We start from the raw sequence: 21104 nt of genomic DNA on the forward strand, positions 1-21104 counted from the left end.
TTTTTTGTTGTATAGAAAGGGAGTGTAGATGCATAATTCATTTTTAAATTAAATATAGAGTAATAAAAGTTGACTAATATGAGAGGGGAATTGTAATGAACAAATTATCAACAAAGTTAGTAGTAGCAATCGGTATTGGAGCAGCATTATACGGGATATTAGGACTTTGGGGATTTTCTATTGCACCGAATACATTTATTAAACCAGCATTAGCTATATTAACTGTTTTTGGAGCATTATTTGGTCCAGTGGCAGGACTCTTAATCGGACTTATCGGTCATACCGTAACAGATACGATTGCTGGATGGGGGATTTGGTGGGGCTGGGTTATTAGTTCAGGGATTATTGGTTTTTCGATGGGTCTTATTCAAAAAAGAGTTGGTTTTAGTGTGAAAAACGGGTCGTTTAACAAGGGGCATATTTCTTATTTAGCAATTACTGGGTTAGTTGGTATTGTCATTGCTATTATATTTGCTGGGGCATTTGATATTATTGTGATGGGAGAACCATTTGACAAAATTGTTATACAAGTATTAGGAGCAACAATTTCCGATGTTATCGTTTTCTTAGTAGTTGGATTGCCACTTACAATTGGCTTGACAAAATCTAATAAGAAACATACACATTTAAAAATTGAAAAGTAGGGATGTTAACATGAAACCAATTATTTCGTTTGAACAATTCACCTTTCAATATGGGCATGCTGCGCAGCCTACTTTAAGTGATATTACCTTTCATATATACCCTGGGGAAAAAGTACTAATTGCTGGACGAAGTGGTTCAGGAAAGTCGACATTAGCTCATTGTATAAATGGGCTAATCCCATTTTCTTACGAAGGGACTAGTACAGGTAACGTTTTAATTGCCGGTAAAGACCCGAGGGAAGGAAGTATTTTTGAACAAAGTAAGCAGGTAGGAACAATTTTGCAAGATCAAGATGCTCAATTTATTGGTCTGACAGTAGAAGAAGATGTAGCTTTTTATTTAGAAAATGAATGTGTAAAGCAAGATGATATGAAAAAGATTGTTTCGGACTCATTAAGAAAGGTGAAGATGCATACGTTTCATAAACAAAGTCCACATGAATTATCAGGAGGTCAAAAGCAAACAGTTTCTCTAGCTGGTTTATTAACAACAAATGCGGATATATTATTGTTCGATGAACCGTTAGCGAACTTAGATCCACTAAGCGCCGTACATACGATAGAACTTATGAAAGATATACATGAGCAATATAATAAAACGATTGTTATTATCGAACATAGGATAGAAGAAATTTTAAAGCTGGATTTAGACAAAGTTATATTAATTGATGAAGGTAAAGTCATTGCAATAGGAACACCAAAAGAAATCTTAGCGTCAAATATATTGCCACGTATTGGCTTAAGAGAGCCTATTTACATCGAAGCATTAAAGAGATTACATTTTGATCGTAATAATGACGTAATATATCCAATGGAAAACCTTCAAAAAGAAAAGGTAGGTAACGTTCTAAAAGAGTGGATGGAGAAACAAGTCATATTAAAAGGTAATACTAAAAACAAGGAATTACTTAAAGTGGAGAATTTATCATTTTCATACCCTAATAAACAAAAAGTATTAGAAAATGTAAACCTTTCAATATATGAAGGAGAAATTGTGGCACTGTTGGGACATAATGGAGCAGGGAAATCCACATTAGCTCATAGTCTTATAGGCATAAACAAAATGAAAAATGGGAAAATCTTGTTAGAAGGTGAAAATATTAGTTCTTGGTCTATTCGTAAACGTGGGGAAATCATATCTTACGTGATGCAAAATCCAAATCATATGATTACACAGCCTACTGTTTTTGAAGAAGTTTCATTTACATTAACATTACATAATTTTTCTAAGGAAGAAATTAAGAATAGAGTAGAAGGAACTTTAAAAATTTGTGGTTTATATCCATTTCGTAATTGGCCAATTCAAGCACTAAGCTATGGGCAAAAAAAGAGATTAACAATCGCATCTGTATTAACAACAAATCCTAAGCTTATCATATTAGATGAACCGACAGCGGGACAAGATTATTATCATTATAAACAATTTATGTCGTTTATTAAAAAACTAGCTAAGAAGGGTATTTCATTTATTTTTATCACTCACGATATGAATCTCGCACTAGAATATGCAGACCGTGCAGTAGTTCTACATGAAGGGAAAATTATTGCGGATAATACAGTGTCTAATGTATTTGGTGATCAAGAAACGTTACAAATAGCTAACTTAAGAGAGAGTTCTTTAACCAAGCTTGTTAAATTTAGTGGGATTGCATGTCCGGAAAAATTTATGGAACTTTATTTAGATAGTAATAGGAGGGAGGAAGGTGCATAGTACATATTTTCAACGTATGGATGGGGTAGTGAAATTGTTTTTATTTATTTTTTGTATGACGCTTACTTTTTTGTTTTTTGATTTTCGGGTGTTGCTAATACTATTTATCATCGGGTGTATCGGACTCAGCATTGCTAAAATTCCATTTCATAAAATTTTAATTGTTTTTAGTGTCATATTTACATTTAGTTTATTAAACTCTGTCATGATTTTATTTATTACACCAACTCATGGATCTGAATTAACTGAATCATATACCTCGTTTTTACATATTGGATATGCAACGATTACATATGAAACATTATTTTATGCAGCTACACTTTCATTAAAGTATTTTACGTTATTACCATTTACACTTCTTTTTATATACACGACAGATCCAAGCGAATTTGTAAGTAGTTTAAGTAAACTTGGTATCCATTATAAGATTACATATGCAATAAATATTGCACTACGTTATATTCCTGACATCCAGTCTGAGTATAAAATTATTAAACACGCGCAAGAAGCGAGAGGAGTGGCTTTTGAAAAAGGAGAAGCAAGTTTATGGGTTCGTATGAAGAACCGTGTTTTAATTTTCTGGCCACTAATCATTCATTCTCTAGAAAGAATAGATACGGTTTCAAATGCAATGGATTTAAGAGGATTTGGAAAGAAGGATAAACGTACATGGTTTTATACAAGTAAGGCGAAACGTGAAGATTTCATCGCTTTATTTGCCGGTGTTTTCATATTCATTGTTGCGGTATATTTAAAATTAAACGTATTTCAAAACTTTTGGTATCCATTTTAAAGCACTCTTTAAACGAGTGCTTTTACTTATTTTTATGTAGACATGCTCAAAAAAGGGATATACACATAATGTATAATACGAACCAGTTAAAATGATCAACTACCTATTAGTTTTCAAACCAAAAGGAGGAGAAAATATGAGTTACGGTGGTTCTTGTGGTTTTGGTGGAGGTTTCGCTTTATTAGTTGTGTTATTCATTCTATTAATAATTGTAGGATGCAGCTGCTGGGGCGGAGGATACTAATTTTTAATTAGTCTTAACAAATGTAAACTAAAAAAACATTGAAGATACTTATGTATCGAAACAAATAAAAAAGGAGCAACTATGCTCCTTTTTTATTTGTTTAAATGCGTATGCTTACTATATTTCGGGAACGTAATCGTTAAAGTCGTTCCTTTACTAACGATACTTCGGATTTTTAAACTTCCATGCATCGTCTCAATAATCTTAACAGCAACCATCGTACCTAAACCAGTTCCTTTTGTTTTTGTACTAAAATACGGTTCACCGAATCGATGTATTTGCTCCTGTGACATTCCAACTCCGCTATCTTCAATTCGTATTTCAACTTTACTATTATTGATAGATGAGGAAATATTTAAGGTACCACCATTAGGCATTGCTTCAATACTGTTTTTTATTAAGTTTAAAAAACATTGTTGAAAGTGCTGTTTATTACCAACAATGGTTGCCTCAGAAAAATCCTGTGTAATATGTATCGTATTCATATTACACAATGGCAATATCATATTAATAACTCGATTTAACTCTTGTTTTACTGAAATTTGATCTGATTTTTCTGGAGCAGGTTTGGCAAACGTTAAGTAATCATCGATAATTTCTTGGGCACGATTTAACTCTTCAAGTATATGTTTAATATATTCGTCTCTTGATTCAGGAGTTAAATTTGGTGTTTTTAAAAGCTGTGTAAATCCTTTTACAACCGTTAAAGGATTCCTTACTTCGTGCGATATACTTGCAGCGAGTTGGCTAACAATCTCCATTTTTTCCATTTTAATTAATTTTGAGCGCATTAATACAGCATCTTTTATAACTTCATTTATATAAACAATAAATAACATTAAAGTAGTCGGTAATACCATGAAATAAATAATATACAAATTATTCACTTCAAAATCTGATAAAGTTAATACAATTACAGTTGTAAATATTGCTAGGAAAAAGGTTAAAAACATGGAAAAAGCTACTTTAAGCTTTCTATTATATGTATTAAATTTTGAAGATGCGAGTGCTGTAATGATGAACATTATTCCGTAAACAACGACTGTCAGCATATTAAAGCCATAAAATATAAATCTTGTAATTAATAAAATTGTAAACAATATGATACCGACAGGGAATCCACCATAAAGCGTACCTATTATGACCGGAATTTGTCTTAAATCATGAATACAACTTTCATCCATATAGATAGGGTATCGCATACATAAAATAAGCGGGATACTAGAACAAAGGGTAATCAGTAATATTTTGTATTTTTTCAAATAATGCCTGCTATCATATATGAAATAAAAAACAAATATACTACATAAAATGTATAGAAGATTATTTAATACGTTTTGATTAATATAAACAAAGTCCATAATATTTGCCTCGTTATTCAAAATTTACTTAACATATGTATTATACATGATAACATATGTTAAAGTGAATAAACCTTGTTAATACAAGATTTGTTTGGCTTTTTGTTATAAAATACAAACAGTTTGCAAACGTTAACTATCCAATGATACTTTTACCAAAATTTTTTACTCCTTCTTCCTGTATGTTCGGTAAAACATGAGAATAAATACTAAGAGTTAATGAAATGTCAGTATGACCTAATCTCTCACTGATAATTTTAGGGTTAACTCCTTGTTTCAATAGTATAGTTGCGTGTGTATGTCTTAAATTATGAGTTTTAATTTTTTTCACTGCTGCATTTTTTATTTCCTTATAAAATTTTTCCTTGAAAGCATTTCTGCATAACCCCCCACCTGATTTATTACAATTAATTAAATCTAAATCTTGATAAGCAGAACTGATTGGTAATAAGAAACGTTTGCATGAGATTCTAAATAAATATAAAAATACTAAAGGAAAGTAAGGTATGAAAAAACAGGTGTTTCAAGAAAAGTGGACGAGCTAGGTCGTGTAGTAATTCCAGTAAGAGTTTATTTGGGAAGTGGCTTTTAAAACTGATGTTGTTGAGTACATGTGGTAGTAAAAGGTAGATGGACATATGAAAAAAGTAGAAATTGATGTTAGTAGCAACAAACTTTTAATAGTTTAGGACGAAAATGTAACAGTAGTCAATCCACCAATGAGCGGATTTGGTGAGCAAGTCGCGGTTTAGATAAACGGTAAGGTTGATCGTGTAGATACTAAGTTTACTGAAAAGATAAAATGATTATTTTTAGAAAGATACCCAGACGGATTTAGTCGAGAAGCTAGTCAAAATCGCGTAGATGTGAAGTGAAAATCGTAAAAAAAAGAGTCATGAGTGGAAGGGCTCATAGCTCTTTGTATAAGGGTAATGGTTTTATAGGTGAATATTATTATTATTAAATTCTAAAAAATTCAATGTTAGTAAATTAATTGGTATGTGATTTGGGTTTTATAGAAAGAGATCAGCTAACAACAGCTAGCACTTCTTTATTTTATTCACAAATAGTTCCAGTAGCTATTCCGGTTGGAGCGACACCTACTGGGACATTAGTGATAACAGTATTCGTAGCAATATCAATAACAGAAACAGTATTACTAGCTTGATTTGTAACATATGCTCGAGTGCCATCAGGTATGATGGTTACTTGATCAGGGGATAAACCAACAGAAATTGTATCAATCACAGTATTTGTCGCCACATTTATTACAGATACATTATTGCTAACTTTATTTACAACGTAAATAAGGTTTCCACCCGGTGTAATATCTATGCCAACAGGTTCGGTACCTACGTTAATTGTATTAATAACTGCATTGGTAGCGGTGTTAATAACAGAAACCGTATTGCTGTTTTGATTTGTGACATACGCACGAGTACCATCTAGTGTAAACACGATTATTCTAGGACGAATACCAACAGGGATGGTAGCAATAACTGTGTTGGTAGCAGTATTAATGACAGAAATTGTGTTGCTTAATTCGTTTGCAACATATGCAAAGGCACCATTTGGGGAAACAGTAATCCCTTGTGGAGCGATGCCAACAGGAATAGTATTAATAACTGTGTTTGTTGCCGCATTAATGACAGAAACCGTATTATTACCATGATTTCCAACATAAACAGTTGTGTTATTTGGAGAAACAGCTACACCTATTGGATTAGTTCCAACAGGAATGGTAGCGATAACAGTATTCGTAGCAGTATCAATAACGGAAACGGTATTAGAAAAAATATTAGTAACATAAGCACGAGCTCCATTTGGTGAAACTGTTACTTCAAGTGGTGCATTACCTACAGTAATTGTATCAACTACTATATTTGTTCCGGTGTTAATTACAGATACTGTATCATTTGTAGGGTCATCTATGAGTCCTGCATTTGTAGCATATACTAGGAAATTACATGCAGGTCCGGTTGGCCCGGTCGGTCCGGTCGGTCCAGTAGGTCCAGTAGGTCCCGGTGGACAATCACAATCTCCAGTAGGTCCTGGTGGTCCTTCAGGTCCTTGAATACCTTGCACACCTTGAGGTCCAGTAGGTCCCGGTGGTCCTTCCGGCCCTTGAATTCCTGGCACACCCTGAAGTCCAGTGGCTCCTTCCGGTCCTTCCGGCCCTTGAATTCCTTGTACACCCTGAGGTCCAGTGGGCCCTTCCGGTCCTGGTGGTCCTTGAATCCCTTGGATACCCTGAGGCCCAGTAGGTCCCGGTGGTCCAGGAATTCCCATTCCGGTCCCTGAACCAGTAGGCCCAGGTGGTCCTGGTGGTCCTTGAATCCCTTGTACACCTTGAGGTCCTTCCGGTCCTTCTGGTCCTTCAGGCCCCTGAATTCCTTCTACACCTTGAGGTCCTTGAGGCCCTTCAGGCCCTTCCGGTCCCTGAATCCCTTGCACACCTTGAGGTCCTTCCGGTCCTTCTGGTCCTTCAGGCCCCTGAATTCCTTGCACACCTTGAGAACCCTGAGCGCCTCTAGGTCCAGGAAATCCTCTAGGTCCAGTGGCTCCAGTCGGCCCCGGTGTTCCGATGTTACTTAATAGCGAACTATTTAAGATTCCTTGTAAAATTAAGTTGAATGTTTGCTGTAATAAGGGGTCCGATATATTTGAACAACTTATAAGTGAAGACAAGCTTTGGAATAGAAATTGGAATAATGCTGAGATTTGAGTGAGAGATGCGGTAGGTAAAGAATTAATTAATTGATTTATAGTTCTTATAACTAAATTTCTATTTGGTGTATTTGGTTGTACTGCTATTAATAAATCATTTAATGCCTGTAATGCTGATTGGAGTATTTGTATAGTTGTTGGATTTGGTGTTGTGAAAAAAGAAAGGATGGCTTGATTTAATTGATTTATTATTTGCAATAATTCTTGTTGTTGAGCATTCGAGAAAAAAACAGGTGTACAGCAATTACTTTGATCACAAGGGGATATAGAAACAAAGCAGGGTTGCTGAAATTTATCACACGAATTTGATTTTCGATTATATCTCATAAATACCTCCTTTAAAAAATTAAATGTTAAGTAATTTTTGGTAAATTATTAGCAACTGAATTTGTAGGTATATGTTTAATTGAAATGTTTTTTCCTTCAAAGTATATGCCAATAAAATTGAGGTGTTCATATGGGGGATATAGCCAATACTTGGTTGCTAGGAGGAAATTGTAATCATAGGAAAGGAAATGAAGGTTACAAAGTTTATAGAAAAACGATTGTATTTTAAAAAAGCGTTATTGTAATAAAAGTTGAAGTTTATTAAAAAGAAGGAATGAAGGAAGTTGTAAAAGATTTTGAAAGATCCATAAAAAAAGAATTCAGTGAAACTCTGAATTCTTCTACACGTATTTTTATTTGTTAATCCATTTAGAAATAATAGGATAATGAAAGTCTTTTTCTTGTAGCACATATAAAATTCCTTTTATAGGTCCAAAAATTAACAAGAGAAACAGTATTAGATATAAAGGAGCTACCCCGAAAATAATTAAAGTGTTATTTGAAGCCAAGTCTAAATTAGACCAAAATAGCATTAAGATTCTTATTATGAAAAGATTCCAAATTACTGTAATTATCCAAATGAATAGTTGGTAAAAAACAGCTTCAACGATATTTTTCCGAATGTTTTGTGATTTGCATACAAAATAGAAAACCAAAGGTATATAAAAAATTGTGACACTAAAGAAAATAAGAATAAAAAAAGATAATAATGTAAGAAAATGCATAATTAATTTTATGTTCTTTTCTTGAGTTAGGATCATTAAGGTCCTCCTATATTTATGAGATTTGTTGTGCCTATTAAAATATGTACTGTTGGTAATTATAACATGAAAATGGATTGTAATAGAATAATGCATAAAAAAGAACAAGTAATAAATTAAACAAAAGCTTTATTTTATTATAGATAAATAGGTGACTCAGCAATTGTGCTAGCCGAGTCACCTAGTACTATGGAACCAAATAATGTTCTTTTTCTGTATGTAGTTATGTGGAGTTCTTAGAGGCTAGCCCAATAGACAGTTAAGGGATAAATAAAATCATTTTAGAGAGTTTTCCATTTTATTATGTTAATGCTACAACAGCAAGAGTTAAGCCCAATGTATTTAATGTATTAGAATATGGTCCTACATTAACAGTAAGAGTACTTGTTATACCTAAAGGTGTAGTGAAAATAGCGGGTGCTGATACAGAAGTGAATCCTGCAGTATATCCCAGAGAAGTACCAGAGCCAATGATTGGATTATTATTAAGATACATAGTGATACCTGCCGAATTACCTCCTGGTTGAATGATAACTTGCACTTCATAGATTGCCAAATAGGTTCTTCCACCTTCAAGTAAAACAGTTGTTGGTGGTGTAAATGAGATTGCCGTACCATTAGAATTTACCACGGTATCTAGTGGAATCGCAGAATTTACCGAGACTATTGATGGGGTAGTTTGAACAACATTTAAACTGTTAGCCGTGGGGGATGGACAAGTGCAAGGTTTGTGAATGTTAGAGTTATTATCATTTTGGTAATTCACAAATAATCAAGCTCCTTTGCGTAAGATAATTTTTTATCCTATATAAAACGTAGCTTTTTTGTATCTAAGTGATTTTTAATAAGTTTTTAAAGATAAGTCGAATATTGTTGGTCAGTTAACTTTTAAAAGTATTTGATACTCTGGAATTTAAAAGTGCATCTGATAAATATATATGAATGTTTTTTAAGGACATTACTGTAAGTTAGGAAACATAATAAAATAGTTATTTTGTTAAATAAAAAAACATGCACAAAAATTGTGCATGTTTAAAAAAGTTATGTCTTGTCTATGTAAATATATGCTTAACTAATATATACCGTGTGTATGTTTGAACAAAATGGTTATTTATTAACAAATATAAAGAGCGCTTTTTAAGATGCTCCATGACCAAGATGTGTATCGAGAAGGATACCAAAAGATTAATAATGAGATGATCATGATTATTGTATGTACATTTCTAATGAATGTGAAATCTTTAAATGCAATCAAAAAGAGCACGCATATAAGCATGCTCTTGGACAAGAAAGGTAGATTTCTATGAGTGGATATCTCCATACAATACTATATGCTTGTCCAGTTAAAAGGTGAAAAGTTTTAATGAAATCTTTATTTTATTAATTTGTAGGTTGATACAGTTCCCCAAACGAAAAGAACCAAGTAAAAAAGTCTTTGTAGTAGACCTGCAGGTAAGGGGAAAAGAAAAACAAGTGAGATAATGATTGTTATTACTATTAAGTTTAGTAAGCAGAAATATGTCCATTTTCTAGTTTTTTTAAGATTCTTTGCAAAAATAAATAGTCCTGGAAATACAGTAAGCATACCTATCCAAACTAGAATAGAATGTCCAATTAGGTTTACATCTGCAGGAATTAATCCTGAGACTATAGTGGAAACTCCTATTATAATTATAAAAATGTTGCTATTTTATTAATTTTTGTTTTTTCTAGATGTTGTGAAATATATAGTACTCCAATACAAAATGTTATTCCATTAAGAATAAAGAGTAAATTCATCCAAAAGTGATTAGGGGAGCATATTTCATAAGGAGCTATTTCGTAGGTGAATTCTCCACAGGTTGTTACACCTAGATCACTCATTGCATGATGCAAATAGTTATAAGATGCTGTAGAAGTGAAAATAAAGAAAGGTTCAATTAAAAAGTATAGGCAAGTTGCAATCCAACTAAATAAGCCAATCCTATTTGATATATACATTAGATGCCTCCTTTGAAAAAGGTATATTTCCGTTGTAGGTGGTTGCATTATCAAAAGTGAAAAATTTCAAGTTGAGAGTCGATAACCATTTTTAATAATATAGGGTTTTCTAGACAAATGTGTTTAGCGGAAAGACGTATGAAAAATGGATGGGGTATAACTTAACAAAATCGTTATTTGAGAAAAAGGGATTAGTTTAGTTTTGATGCTGCTAATCCTCAACCAATTATAAAAAGCAGGCCGAATATGAGAGGGTAAAAAATACACGAAATTATTATACTAGTTATAACGACTTTTTTTGATGTACCTTTTGGAGCGAAAATAATTAAAACCAGTGATACAAATATTAAATAAATTAAATTACTATCACTATAAAAGGTAAAAAATACGATAATAGTTAACAAATTTGAAATGAAACCGAATTATTTTCTCATTACTTTAGCCTTTCTTGGAAAAATAAATAATCCAGATTATACCATGAATGAATAAGGTTTAAGTAAAATTTTAACAAAAACGTTATTTAAATAAAAAGAAGTTAGATAAGGATGAAGAATAGTCATCTCTTATGCTGGGGAGCTTAACGGATATCTAAATGAATTAAGGATGAGTATATGTTGAAAAGAAAAGTGGTTAGTTTGTTTTTGGGAATTATTATGGTAGTTTTATTTTTAAATCCGTTAGATACCAAAGCGTTTAATATTGATAATCAAGAGTTTTATGATTCTTATAATACTTTATTAGCACCATATGCAAGTCAAGTTATCAGAAGGAAGCTTGGACCAGATCATCAGTATAGTTTGACGGACACAAAAATTATAAAAATTGAACGTTTCCCAGAAGAAAACTTTAATTTTATTGTTACAGTTCAATATAAAACTTATATAGGAGCTCATAACCCTCCGAATGGCATAGAAACTATTACTTTTAATATAAATCCAAGTGGAGTAAAGGTTATAAATTTTGTTCATAAAGATGCTTAAAGAAGAAGTAATATTGTTCGTACATTGATGGAAAGGATATTTGAACTAAAAAATGTTATAAAAATTTCATTTTGTAGAAATAAAGAAATTAAAAAAAGAGCACCATGCATCAGTGCCCTTTCAGATAGGAGGTAACACTTTGAGTTGGATACTTAAAAAGTATATGGTATAGAAGAGAAATACGACCTAAAATTTATTATCAACTTAATACAAAAGAGCAGTTAACGAAGGTTAACCGCTCAGTCCTCAGAGAAAGGAAAAAGAACATTACAGATGTCAATGTGAATTCAAGCTGTATCAGCCCATTTATAGTATCGTACATAATTAAAAATTTTATTTGGATAAACTAAAAAAAGACAGCTAGCAAAAGCTAACTATCCTGGTGAATAAGAAGAACGAAATGGTCATTCGTATTCAACCTTGGTGTACTTATATTGTTAACACTTTTTAGAAATTTATTCAATAAAAGAGCGGTTAGCCCAGCCTAACTGCTCCATACAGAGGTAATAATCTAGATGCATAGATATTATATGCCAAATTATTTATTTTATTCGAGACGGATTAAAGAATTTGTCCTTATTAGTTAAATATAGTTAAAGAATCTCTTTAAGAAACAGAAGCAGTAACCAAATAAAAGAGCAGCTAGCAAGAGCCAACTGCTCAACCCTCGACCAAGAGAGCTAGAGTGGGAAGAATTTAAAGCTGACTTTTTACAGTCCTATATAGTATCGGTGAAATATAGAATTTTATTCGTGTGAAACATAAAAAGAGCAGCTAGTAAAAACTAGCTACTCAGCCTTCGGGTATGAAGGGAAATCAGAAACTGTATATACATTATTAACGGAATATTGGGTTTTATTCAAGAGTTAGAGGAAAATGAATAAATTTAGACTGTTCCAACTTGGTTTTGGTCTGCAACATCAGAATCAAATGTGTTTGTTGCACTAACACCGTTAAATGTATTGAGAACAAAAGCAACGTTAGATGAACCTGAACCATTATAAGCTTTTGTATTTTCTTTTGGAGAAACGTTATAAAAATCACCTAAGTTGAAAGAACCGTTACTATTTTGCACAACCATATTTCCGACAATAGATGGCATAGCTTTCACCTTCTTTCCTAGGAAGCATTTAAATTAGTATATGGTGTATGCGTCTAGTGGTTCATCTGAAACTGAGAATTTTGAAATGAGGTTTAATTGAAAATCTAATAAAATAATCCTTTTGAAATTATATAGGTACAATTCACATTTGAGCCGCTTTTTGAATGTAAGAAGGTATTAAATTAATGAAAACGCCTGGAATGGAAAAAACTGTTTTATAAGAAGGAGTGAGAGGATTGGATAATTTAAAGAAAAAGAAACTAAAAAAAGCAATTGCTCGTTGGACAAAGGTTATACAAAAATATGAGAAAGACAGAATAGATAAAGCTTGGAGGAATCTTTTTATACAGACAAGTATAATGAAATAAATATAGTCCGGCTAGAAAACTAGAGGACACCAATTCATTAAAGCAGCAATTCAAGTTGTTTTAATGAATTGGTGTCCTTTTTATTTTGGAAGGGGGAGATAGGAAAATATGAGGGCACTACAAGACTAATTACGTGAGTGGCAAAAGCAATTGAATCAAACAAGAAAGAAAAAAAGATATAGAGTTCAAGTAATTGTGAGATAAATTGAAAATAGAAATTGATAAGTAAAAAGATAAATAATTAAACATACGGATGTATTGAATGCAAATGAAATAAAAATTAAATAGGTATATTTTTAATTTTTAAGTTAAGTATAGAGAAGAAATGAATTATCTAGATATTAAGAAAGGATGGATTTTTACAATGAGTTCAAATGAATCAAATTTCAGTTTTACCAGTAACAAAGATATTGTAAAGTACCTTAATGTAAGAAAAGACCCTGTTGATTTAAGAGACAAAATGTTTCGGAGTTACTTGTTTAGTAATGAGGCGGATTTGCCAACGCAAGTCGATCTTCGTCCTAAAATGTCAGGTATAGTAAACCAATGGAATATAGGTTCTTGTACGGCAAATGCAATTGTTTCAGGGTTACGAGAATATCTATTATTACAATCAGGTCGTCCATTTACTTGCTTATCTCGTTTGTTTTTATATTATCATGAACGAGAAATAGAAGGACATATTCAGGAAGATAGTGGAGCGAATGTTCGTGATGGTATGGGGGTTCTTAAAAATATTGGAGTATGCCCTGAAGAGGATTTTCCTTATACCGAGAATTTTAGAGATAAGCCATCACCAAAGGCTGAATCAGATGCTGCACTTTATAAAATTGGAACCTACCATCGTATTCAAGATTTATCGGGATTAAAGGCTGCACTTGCTCATGGATTAGTTGCTGTACTTGGATTTGCTGTACCAAAATCTTTTATGTCAGAAGAAGTGAAAAAGACTGGTATAGTTCCAGTATCAGGAACAGATGATGTAATTGTTGAAGATGGTCAGCCAGCAGGACATGCTGTTTGTGCTGTTGGATATGATGATGATAAGCAAACGGTTATTATTCGCAACAGCTGGGGAGAAGACTGGGGAGATAAAGGATATTGTTATTTCCCATATGAATTATTTAAAAATGGAATTGTGCAAGATATGTGGACAGGTCGTTAATTAGAAAAGCGATGGAAGTATGGAAACTACAAAACACGTTATACGTGTTACGGGTAGCATAAAAGAGCGTGAAAAAGATGTAGAAATAAAAGATGTAATGCATTATCATCTATTAATTAATGATATATCAGTTTTACATACAAGTGGTGTAGAGGTATCGTATAAAGGTTATGTACAAGCTATGAAGCAGCATGTGATTTCTTTTGGTAAATATGCATTCCGTCGTTTCTGAAAATGATGCACGCGTAGAAGCCCGTGATTTTTGGAACTGTGGTGACAAGAGTGCAACAGTTTGGGTGGCTGATGTAGAAGTGAAAATAATGGATGATATGCGAGCAGGTACACAGGCTTTTATCGATGAATTATGTCAATTATGTGCTAAGAAAGTCGGTTTATATGGTGATTATCATATGTATGCACCTTTTGGGTGTGAAATATTTAAACAAAAAAGTGTTAGCAAGTTTGCAAACGAACTTGCTAACACTTATACAAAATAGACATAAATTATCACTAATATGTCTTCCTCAATAATAGCCATAATCAATTAGAACACACTAGTACGAAACGCTCATAAAACTATTTTTAATATACATGACAATAGTATAAACTCTTTATTTCTTTTAATAATTTAGGGTTATATCTTTTCTGCATTAGCCGCTTTTAACCACGCTTCGTAGAATTCTGTAACTGATGCATATCGTTCTGCTCGATTGTTATTTACAGCACGATACGCTACCTCATATAATTCCTTACTTGCTTCCCATTTTATAAAGGAACGATCTTTTTCACCGCCTAAAAGTGAGAAAGCCATTGCTCCCATATTAAATACATTTGTTCTTTCATCAATTGTTGCATTTAGTTCAAATTCCTCTGGTGACATAAAACGGGAGGAACCCCATAGCCGGCCCATTTTATTTATGTAAGGTTTCTTACTGTATAAATCTATATCACAAATTTTTGTTTCGTTTGTATTAAAATTATATAAAATACTACCGTCATAAAAATCTATCGCTACATAGTTTTTCTTTTCTACATAAGTATGGAAAGAAAAAAGGGAATGTAAGGAATGAATTCGTTCTATAGCAGATAAATGCCTAAATTTATAAAATGGTGAGTTTGGATTTTTATATTTTTCAGGAGGTGGGAAACTCCAATGCGAATGAAGACATTCACCATCAAACCAATCGAAAATTAATACATATCCAGATTGAACTGGAAAATGATCAATTAGTCTTATGAGCGATTCATGCTTTAAATCTTTATAGATAGTAACTGAATTTTTTAGCCTTTTAATAGCATCACCCGTTGTTCCTTCAAATGCAATTGTTTGTGCTCCTGCGTATTTGATAAATTTCTTATGCCCATCTTTTTCTACACCAAAACTTATATTACCTGAGTCTTGCTGGTCAAAAACTGCAAATACGGTCCCTAATTTAATAAGCCAATCAAAATTATGATATTCTTTTAATTGGAATGTTACGTTATTTAACTGAATTTCCACGGAATTATCTTTCATAGATTACCTCACATTTAATATAATTAAGTTGTACATTCCACTATTCGACATATTTTATAGAAATCCTATGCTAATAATATAAAATTTTATAAATATAATGATAAACACTTATAAAGAGGTGAATACTATGGACAAACAAATTGTTATTAAAGCATATCAAAAAGACTGGGTTGCAGAGTATATAAAAGAACAAGAGAAATTCTGTTCCTTGTTAGGACAAGAAATAATTGCTGTTGAACATATAGGAAGCACTGCAGTAGAAGGATTAGGAGCTAAACCTCTTATTGATATGATGATTGGCGTAACAGACTTGCAAATTACTGAAAACTGGATTGAAATTCTATCGGAAATTGGATATGAGTTTGTTCCAAAAGAAGCTACGAATTGGCGTTTTTTTAGAAAGGGAAAATGGAGAGCGGGTACTCATCATTTGCATGTTTATATTTATAATAGTGACGAATGGAGAAACAATATTTTATTTCGTGACTTTCTAATAAGCCATGAATGGGCACGTAAAGAATATAGAGAATTAAAAGAGATGCTTGCTATTACATATGCTTTTGATCGTGTCTCATATACAAAGGCGAAAGCGCCGTTTATTCAAAATATAATAAAGTTAGCTAAAAAAAATCAATAGTAATTGATATTCTCATTTTATTTTAATCTTTTTCTCATGTTCTTTTCTTTTTTATTTGATAGACTGCTTGTTACAAAGCCTTTATTAGTAAGGGGATTAAATAAAATGGAGAAGATATTAAGAAATAAATATTTGCATGTGTGTGTTAAAATTATAAGCATTACTATTATTATTTGTAGTGTAGAATTGCTATTTATTAATGTTATGTACGGCAATGCACTGAATGTAAAAGGATTAAATAAAAAATTAGGCTCTTTTGGTGAATATGGGGCGATTATCGCTGCTTCACTATGGTTTTTACGGCATATATGGTTGTTTTTAAAGAATAAAAATATACAAGGATTTAAAAAAGTTAAAGAAATATATCTATTCGCCAAAAAGTTTCATGTATTAATTGGTTACGCTGTAATAGCTGTTACGATTACTCACGGTGTTTATTTTTTAATAAAAGGGAGTCGTCATATTTTACTCATATACAGTGGTATATTTTCTCTATTAGCTATAATTGTACTAGGGATTGTTGGGTTTTATTTACAGCGAATAAATAATAAAGAAAAATTTGTGATGTATAAAAAAGTGCATCAAATCATTGTAATTATTTTTGGAATAGGATTATTTATTCATTTAATCGTCTAGGAGGAACTACTGTTGCAACACATTTTAATTATTGAGGATGAGGAAAGTTTAGCAGATTTTTTAGAATTAGAACTAAAATATGAAGGGTATCAAGTAGATATACAACTTGATGGGAGAAAAGGATTAAGCGCAGCACTTGAAAAGGATTACGATCTCATATTGCTGGATTTAATGCTGCCTGGATTAAATGGACTAGAGGTATGTCGTCGACTAAGAGCTACTAAAAATACACCTATTATTATGCTGACTGCTCGTGATAGTATTATGGACCGTGTGACAGGTTTAGATAGTGGAGCTGATGATTATCTTCCGAAACCATTTGCAATTGAAGAACTGTTAGCACGTATGAGAGTGATATTTAGACGAGAAGAACATAATGAAAACAAGCAGGTTTCATTTCTTACATTCAAAGATTTGCAACTTCAGATTGAATCTCGAACTATAACTAAAGGAAATGAAGAAATTGAACTTACAAATAAAGAATTCGAGTTATTGCTTATGTTTATGAAAAATATTAATCGCGTACTTACTCGTGATATTTTATTGGACCAAGTATGGGGATATGGTGCAATTGTTGAGACAAATATCGTTGATGTATATGTTCGTTATTTGCGAAACAAGTTACATAGTGTAGATAAGGAGGAGTATATCCAAACAGTCCGTGGTGCGGGATATATAATGAAATGATAAAAAATATTGTGTTTCGAATTCGAAATCTACCTATAAAGTGGAAACTAACACTTTGGTCCACTACACTAGTATTTATTTTATTCATTTTATATAGTGCATTGCAGTTTATTGTAATTAATAAGTGGACTATAGATTATGAACAGAAACAAATAAATAGGCAAGTGACGGAAATAGCGGCATATTTCCAAGATAAAAATGATACCCTTTCGAGTAAAACATTTGAAAATAGTAAAGAGTTTCTAAACAATATGATTGATAAGCATCAAATGATTCGTATTATTGACATGAATGGGGAGCCGATTATTACTGTTTCACGAGATTTTAATGAAACGTGGGTAAAACCGAAGCAGGTTATAAAAGATGAGTCATTTATAAAAAGGCATTTAGAAGATCGAATATTAGTTAAGCGCATACCAATTAAAACGAAAGACTTTACTGGCACTATTGAACTTACGAAAAACCTAGAGATATTTGATCATTTATTAAAAATTATTTTAGTGGTAATGGTTATTGCTGGAATATTCGGATTGATATTTAGTTTTTTAGGCGGGATACTTATAACGAAGAAACTATTATCAAGTGTCCAAAGTATAACAGATACGATGAAACGTATTAAGAAAAATGGACTAAATGAACGAGTTCCAGTACGAGAAAATAACGATGAGCTTGCAAAATTAGCACTTCTTTTTAACGAGATGATGGATGAAGTAGAAACTTCTTTTACACAACAGAAACAGTTTGTTGAAGACGCATCTCATGAATTAAGAACACCGTTAACAATTATTCATGGGCACTTAGCGATGTTAAATCGATGGGGGAAAAGTGATCCAGCAGTATTAGATAAATCTCTTCAATCTAGTTTAAAGGAAGTAGATCGTTTAAATAAATTAGTTTCAGAATTGCTAGAACTATCAAGAGCTGAATCTGAACAATTGCATCCAATAGCAGCTGAGCCAGTACATGTAAATAGCGTATTAAAACATGTTACACAAAACTTTGTAGTACTTCAAAGTGATTTTCAATTTGATATGAAATTTGGGGATGATGCAGCTTTTGTGTCAATGCCATCATCTTACTTAGAACAAATTATTATTATCATAATGGATAATGCAGTTAAGTATACAAAAGAGATTAATAAATATATTTGCATAGAATCTAGTTTACAATCAGGGAAAGTTAAAATTTGTGTAATAGATCATGGAGCCGGAATACCTGAATCCGATTTACCATTTGTTCTTAATCGGTTTTACCGAGTTGACAAAGCGAGAAGTCGAAAACAAGGTGGTAACGGGCTAGGCTTGTCTATTGCCAAACGACTTGTAGAAAAATATAACGGAGCTATTCAAATAGAGAGTAAAGAAAATGAAGGAACAATCGTTACGATTACATTACCGTGTATAATAAAATAAGTAATCAAAGAAGGGATGCTTTTTGCATTCCTTCTTTTTTTACGATCAAATCATTTTGTTTATTTCGAAATTTCTAGTACATTAAAATTATTAAGGGGGAATAATAATGAAAGCTATCGTACATCAATATAAAACTGGATTTGACGGTGTAGAATATAAAATATCACCTGGGAGAACACTTAATGATGGGGAAGTTAAAGTAAAATTAAAATCAGCAGGTTTAAATCATCGGGATTTATTTATTATGAATAATAGAAAAGAAATGCAATTACCTTTAATCTTAGGATCAGATGGTGCAGGTATTGTTACGGAAATTGGAAATGGTGTTTCTGATAACATACTACATACAGAAGTTATTATTAATCCTAGTATTGGATGGGAACATGCTACTGAAGTACCGGAGTTACCGGAAGTGCTAGGTGGACCAAAAGATGGAACGTTTGCTGAATATGTAATTGTACCAGCTGAAAATGTAGTAGAAAAGCCTTCATATCTTACTTGGGAAGAATCAGGTGTTTTATCTTTATCCGCATTAACTGCATATAGAGCGCTTTTTACAAAAGGTAGATTGAAGTGCGGCGAACACGTTTTAATTCCGGGAATAGGCGGTGGTGTTGCTACTTTTTCCATGTTATTCGCGAAAGCAATCGGCGCAAAAGTGAGTGTTACTTCAAGGGTAGAGAATAAAATGGAACTTGCTGAAAAATATGGTGCAGATATTTCGTTTCATAGTGCCGGAAATTGGGGAGAGAGCTTACAAGGTGAAAAAGTAGATTTAATAATAGATAGTATAGGTCCGGCAACTTTTTTGAAATATTTTGATGTATTAAAACCAAATGGAAGAATCGTGAATTTTGGTGCAAGCTCAGGAGATAAAATTGAATTACCATTACGCGCATTATTTTATAATCAAATTGATATTATGGGAACATCCATGGGTAGCCGTGAGGAATTTAATGAGATGATAAAGTTTATAGAAAAACATCAAATTAAACCAATTATTGATAAAGTTTACTCGTTAGAAGAAGCAATTATTGCGCTAAGCCGTATGGAGATTGGAGAACAATTCGGAAATATTGTACTTCAAATGAATTAAAAAATATGATTTTGCAATTAGTATATTTAAATGAATATGTTATGTATCCAAAACAAGAAAAAATACGAACCGCCTTATTATAAAGGCTTACCGGCTTTATACATAAATAGCGTATAAAATTTGTTTTATAATTGTCACATGAGTAATAGTAAAATGAGAATTAGATGAAAAAAGTTTAAGCCTATTTTCATAATGGTATTGTATACTGTGTAAATCAAGAACACTTGTATGTAAGGAGAGAGTTTAATGAATTACACAGTATTTCAGTGGTTTAATAATTTTGCTGGTTCATCCAAACTATTAGATACGCTAATGGTTGCTATTACAAATAGCGCTGCATACGTAGCCATTCTATTTATGCTTATCTTATGGTTTAATAATGGAAAGAAAGAGAAAGCAATTAGAAAACAATATACAGTTTTATATACGACGCTTTCGGTTATTATTGCATTATTAGTAAATGTTCTTATACACGTGGTATATTACCATCCGCGTCCGTTCGTATCACATGATGTACATCAATTAGTACCACATGCAGCAGATTCATCATTCGTTAGTGATCATTCTGTACTTGTATTTTCAATCGCCTTCGTATTTATTCTTAGAGGAGAAAAACTGAAATACATCGCGCTATTATGGGCAGTGTTAGTCGGTATATCACGTATGTACGTAGGTGTTCATTATCCTTTAGATATACTTGGTGCAGCATTCTTAACACTTATTACGAGCGCTTTAGTAATGCAAAGTACACGTATGTTTGAACCAATAGCGAAACTTGTATTCAAAATGTATGCATTAGTAGCGAGACGAATTCCTTTCTTAGCGAAATATAATCATATCGCGTAATTTTCTTATAAAAAGTTCCCCTTTGGACATCCGGAGGGGAACTTTTTTATAGTAAATACGAAAAGAGTGTAGAGTGCTATACATTCAAGTTTCATTGATGAATATTCAGAA

19 protein-coding genes and 4 pseudogenes are annotated in these 21104 nt (G+C 32.3%); 15 read left to right on the plus strand and 8 right to left on the minus strand.

All coding sequences use genetic code 11. The features are described from left to right. The first annotated feature begins 95 nt into the window (after positions 1-95). From ACUXVC_RS13245 to ACUXVC_RS13260, 4 genes are all read left to right on the plus strand, one after another. Positions 96-644, plus strand: a complete 549-nt coding sequence (locus ACUXVC_RS13245; RefSeq protein ID WP_095690805.1) for an ECF-type riboflavin transporter substrate-binding protein — start codon at positions 96-98, stop codon at positions 642-644. Between the two features lie 10 nt (positions 645-654). Continuing rightward, positions 655-2355 carry an ABC transporter ATP-binding protein gene (locus ACUXVC_RS13250; protein ID WP_446026137.1) on the plus strand — a complete coding sequence of 567 codons (1701 nt, stop codon included), beginning with the start codon at positions 655-657 and terminating at the stop codon, positions 2353-2355. Beyond that, a complete protein-coding gene (locus ACUXVC_RS13255; RefSeq protein WP_446026138.1) occupies positions 2348-3148 on the plus strand; it encodes an energy-coupling factor transporter transmembrane component T family protein in 801 nt (266 codons plus the stop codon). The genes ACUXVC_RS13250 and ACUXVC_RS13255 overlap by 8 nt, the downstream gene beginning before the upstream one ends. Before the next feature lie 136 nt (positions 3149-3284). Then, positions 3285-3392 (plus strand): YjcZ family sporulation protein, encoded by a 108-nt coding sequence (locus ACUXVC_RS13260; protein ID WP_000120182.1) that lies wholly within the window; start codon positions 3285-3287, stop codon positions 3390-3392. A gap of 92 nt (positions 3393-3484) precedes the next feature. Here ACUXVC_RS13260 and ACUXVC_RS13265 read toward each other — a convergent pair whose 3' ends face one another. Beyond that, complete coding sequence (locus ACUXVC_RS13265) at positions 3485-4753, minus strand: LytS/YhcK type 5TM receptor domain-containing protein (protein ID WP_446026139.1); 1269 nt, start codon at positions 4751-4753, stop codon at positions 3485-3487. 136 nt (positions 4754-4889) lie between these two features. Continuing rightward, positions 4890-5195 (minus strand): annotated as a pseudogene (locus ACUXVC_RS13270) (tyrosine-type recombinase/integrase); the annotation flags it as partial. 196 nt (positions 5196-5391) lie between these two features. Here ACUXVC_RS13270 and ACUXVC_RS13275 point away from each other — a divergent pair. Further along, positions 5392-5505 (plus strand): annotated as a pseudogene (locus ACUXVC_RS13275) (DUF3954 domain-containing protein). A gap of 304 nt (positions 5506-5809) precedes the next feature. On the opposite strand, the gene ACUXVC_RS13280 reads toward ACUXVC_RS13275, so the two are convergent. The 4 genes and pseudogenes from ACUXVC_RS13280 to ACUXVC_RS13295 form a co-directional block, all read right to left on the minus strand. After that, on the minus strand, positions 5810-7807 hold the full coding sequence (locus tag ACUXVC_RS13280; protein WP_446026140.1) for a YVTN family beta-propeller repeat protein: 1998 nt from the start codon (positions 7805-7807) through the stop codon (positions 5810-5812). Positions 7808-8160: 353 nt separating this feature from the next. Next, positions 8161-8568 carry a DUF4870 domain-containing protein gene (locus ACUXVC_RS13285; RefSeq protein WP_144465208.1) on the minus strand — a complete coding sequence of 136 codons (408 nt, stop codon included), beginning with the start codon at positions 8566-8568 and terminating at the stop codon, positions 8161-8163. A 301-nt stretch (positions 8569-8869) separates the two neighbouring features. After that, positions 8870-9334 (minus strand): hypothetical protein, encoded by a 465-nt coding sequence (locus ACUXVC_RS13290; RefSeq protein ID WP_001109248.1) that lies wholly within the window; start codon positions 9332-9334, stop codon positions 8870-8872. A 606-nt stretch (positions 9335-9940) separates the two neighbouring features. Next, positions 9941-10548: pseudogene (locus ACUXVC_RS13295) on the minus strand (DUF998 domain-containing protein). A 611-nt stretch (positions 10549-11159) separates the two neighbouring features. Between ACUXVC_RS13295 and ACUXVC_RS13300 the strand changes: the two are divergent. Beyond that, positions 11160-11528, plus strand: coding sequence for a DUF3888 domain-containing protein (locus ACUXVC_RS13300; protein ID WP_089171139.1), 369 nt, complete (start codon positions 11160-11162; stop codon positions 11526-11528). A gap of 886 nt (positions 11529-12414) precedes the next feature. Here the strand turns inward: ACUXVC_RS13300 and ACUXVC_RS13305 are convergent. Beyond that, entirely contained in the window at positions 12415-12630 is a 216-nt protein-coding gene (locus ACUXVC_RS13305; RefSeq protein WP_001139345.1) for a spore germination protein, read from the minus strand. Positions 12631-12866: 236 nt separating this feature from the next. Between ACUXVC_RS13305 and ACUXVC_RS13310 the strand changes: the two genes are divergently transcribed. From ACUXVC_RS13310 to ACUXVC_RS13320, 3 genes and pseudogenes are all read left to right on the plus strand, one after another. Next, positions 12867-12998, plus strand: a complete 132-nt coding sequence (locus ACUXVC_RS13310) for a DUF3983 domain-containing protein (protein WP_114556335.1) — start codon at positions 12867-12869, stop codon at positions 12996-12998. A 364-nt stretch (positions 12999-13362) separates the two neighbouring features. Next, positions 13363-14163 (plus strand): C1 family peptidase, encoded by an 801-nt coding sequence (locus tag ACUXVC_RS13315; protein WP_000097509.1) that lies wholly within the window; start codon positions 13363-13365, stop codon positions 14161-14163. Between the two features lie 148 nt (positions 14164-14311). Then, positions 14312-14591, plus strand: a pseudogene (locus ACUXVC_RS13320) (GH25 family lysozyme); the annotation flags it as partial. A 206-nt stretch (positions 14592-14797) separates the two neighbouring features. Here the strand turns inward: ACUXVC_RS13320 and ACUXVC_RS13325 are convergent. Further along, entirely contained in the window at positions 14798-15679 is an 882-nt protein-coding gene (locus ACUXVC_RS13325) for a protein kinase domain-containing protein (protein WP_144465210.1), read from the minus strand. A gap of 127 nt (positions 15680-15806) precedes the next feature. Here ACUXVC_RS13325 and ACUXVC_RS13330 point away from each other — a divergent pair, with 127 nt between their 5' ends. The 6 genes from ACUXVC_RS13330 to ACUXVC_RS13355 all read left to right on the plus strand — a co-directional run bounded on the left by ACUXVC_RS13330 (position 15807) and on the right by ACUXVC_RS13355 (position 20993). Continuing rightward, entirely contained in the window at positions 15807-16316 is a 510-nt protein-coding gene (locus ACUXVC_RS13330; RefSeq protein ID WP_144465211.1) for a GrpB family protein, read from the plus strand. A gap of 105 nt (positions 16317-16421) precedes the next feature. Beyond that, positions 16422-16952 (plus strand): hypothetical protein, encoded by a 531-nt coding sequence (locus tag ACUXVC_RS13335; RefSeq protein ID WP_144465212.1) that lies wholly within the window; start codon positions 16422-16424, stop codon positions 16950-16952. A 12-nt stretch (positions 16953-16964) separates the two neighbouring features. Further along, positions 16965-17639, plus strand: coding sequence for a response regulator transcription factor (locus ACUXVC_RS13340; RefSeq protein ID WP_089171143.1), 675 nt, complete (start codon positions 16965-16967; stop codon positions 17637-17639). After that, a complete protein-coding gene (locus ACUXVC_RS13345; protein WP_144465213.1) occupies positions 17636-19051 on the plus strand; it encodes a HAMP domain-containing sensor histidine kinase in 1416 nt (471 codons plus the stop codon). The genes ACUXVC_RS13340 and ACUXVC_RS13345 overlap by 4 nt, the downstream gene beginning before the upstream one ends. Positions 19052-19157: 106 nt before the next feature. Beyond that, the gene (locus tag ACUXVC_RS13350; RefSeq protein ID WP_446026141.1) at positions 19158-20147 is read left to right on the plus strand and encodes a zinc-binding dehydrogenase; all 990 of its coding nucleotides are present in this window, start codon (positions 19158-19160) and stop codon (positions 20145-20147) included. 246 nt (positions 20148-20393) lie between these two features. Next, positions 20394-20993: an undecaprenyl-diphosphatase gene (locus ACUXVC_RS13355; RefSeq protein ID WP_144465214.1), complete on the plus strand. Its 600-nt coding sequence runs from the start codon at positions 20394-20396 to the stop codon at positions 20991-20993. Positions 20994-21104: the final 111 nt, after the last annotated feature.

The organism is Bacillus sp. N6, from assembly GCF_052805735.1.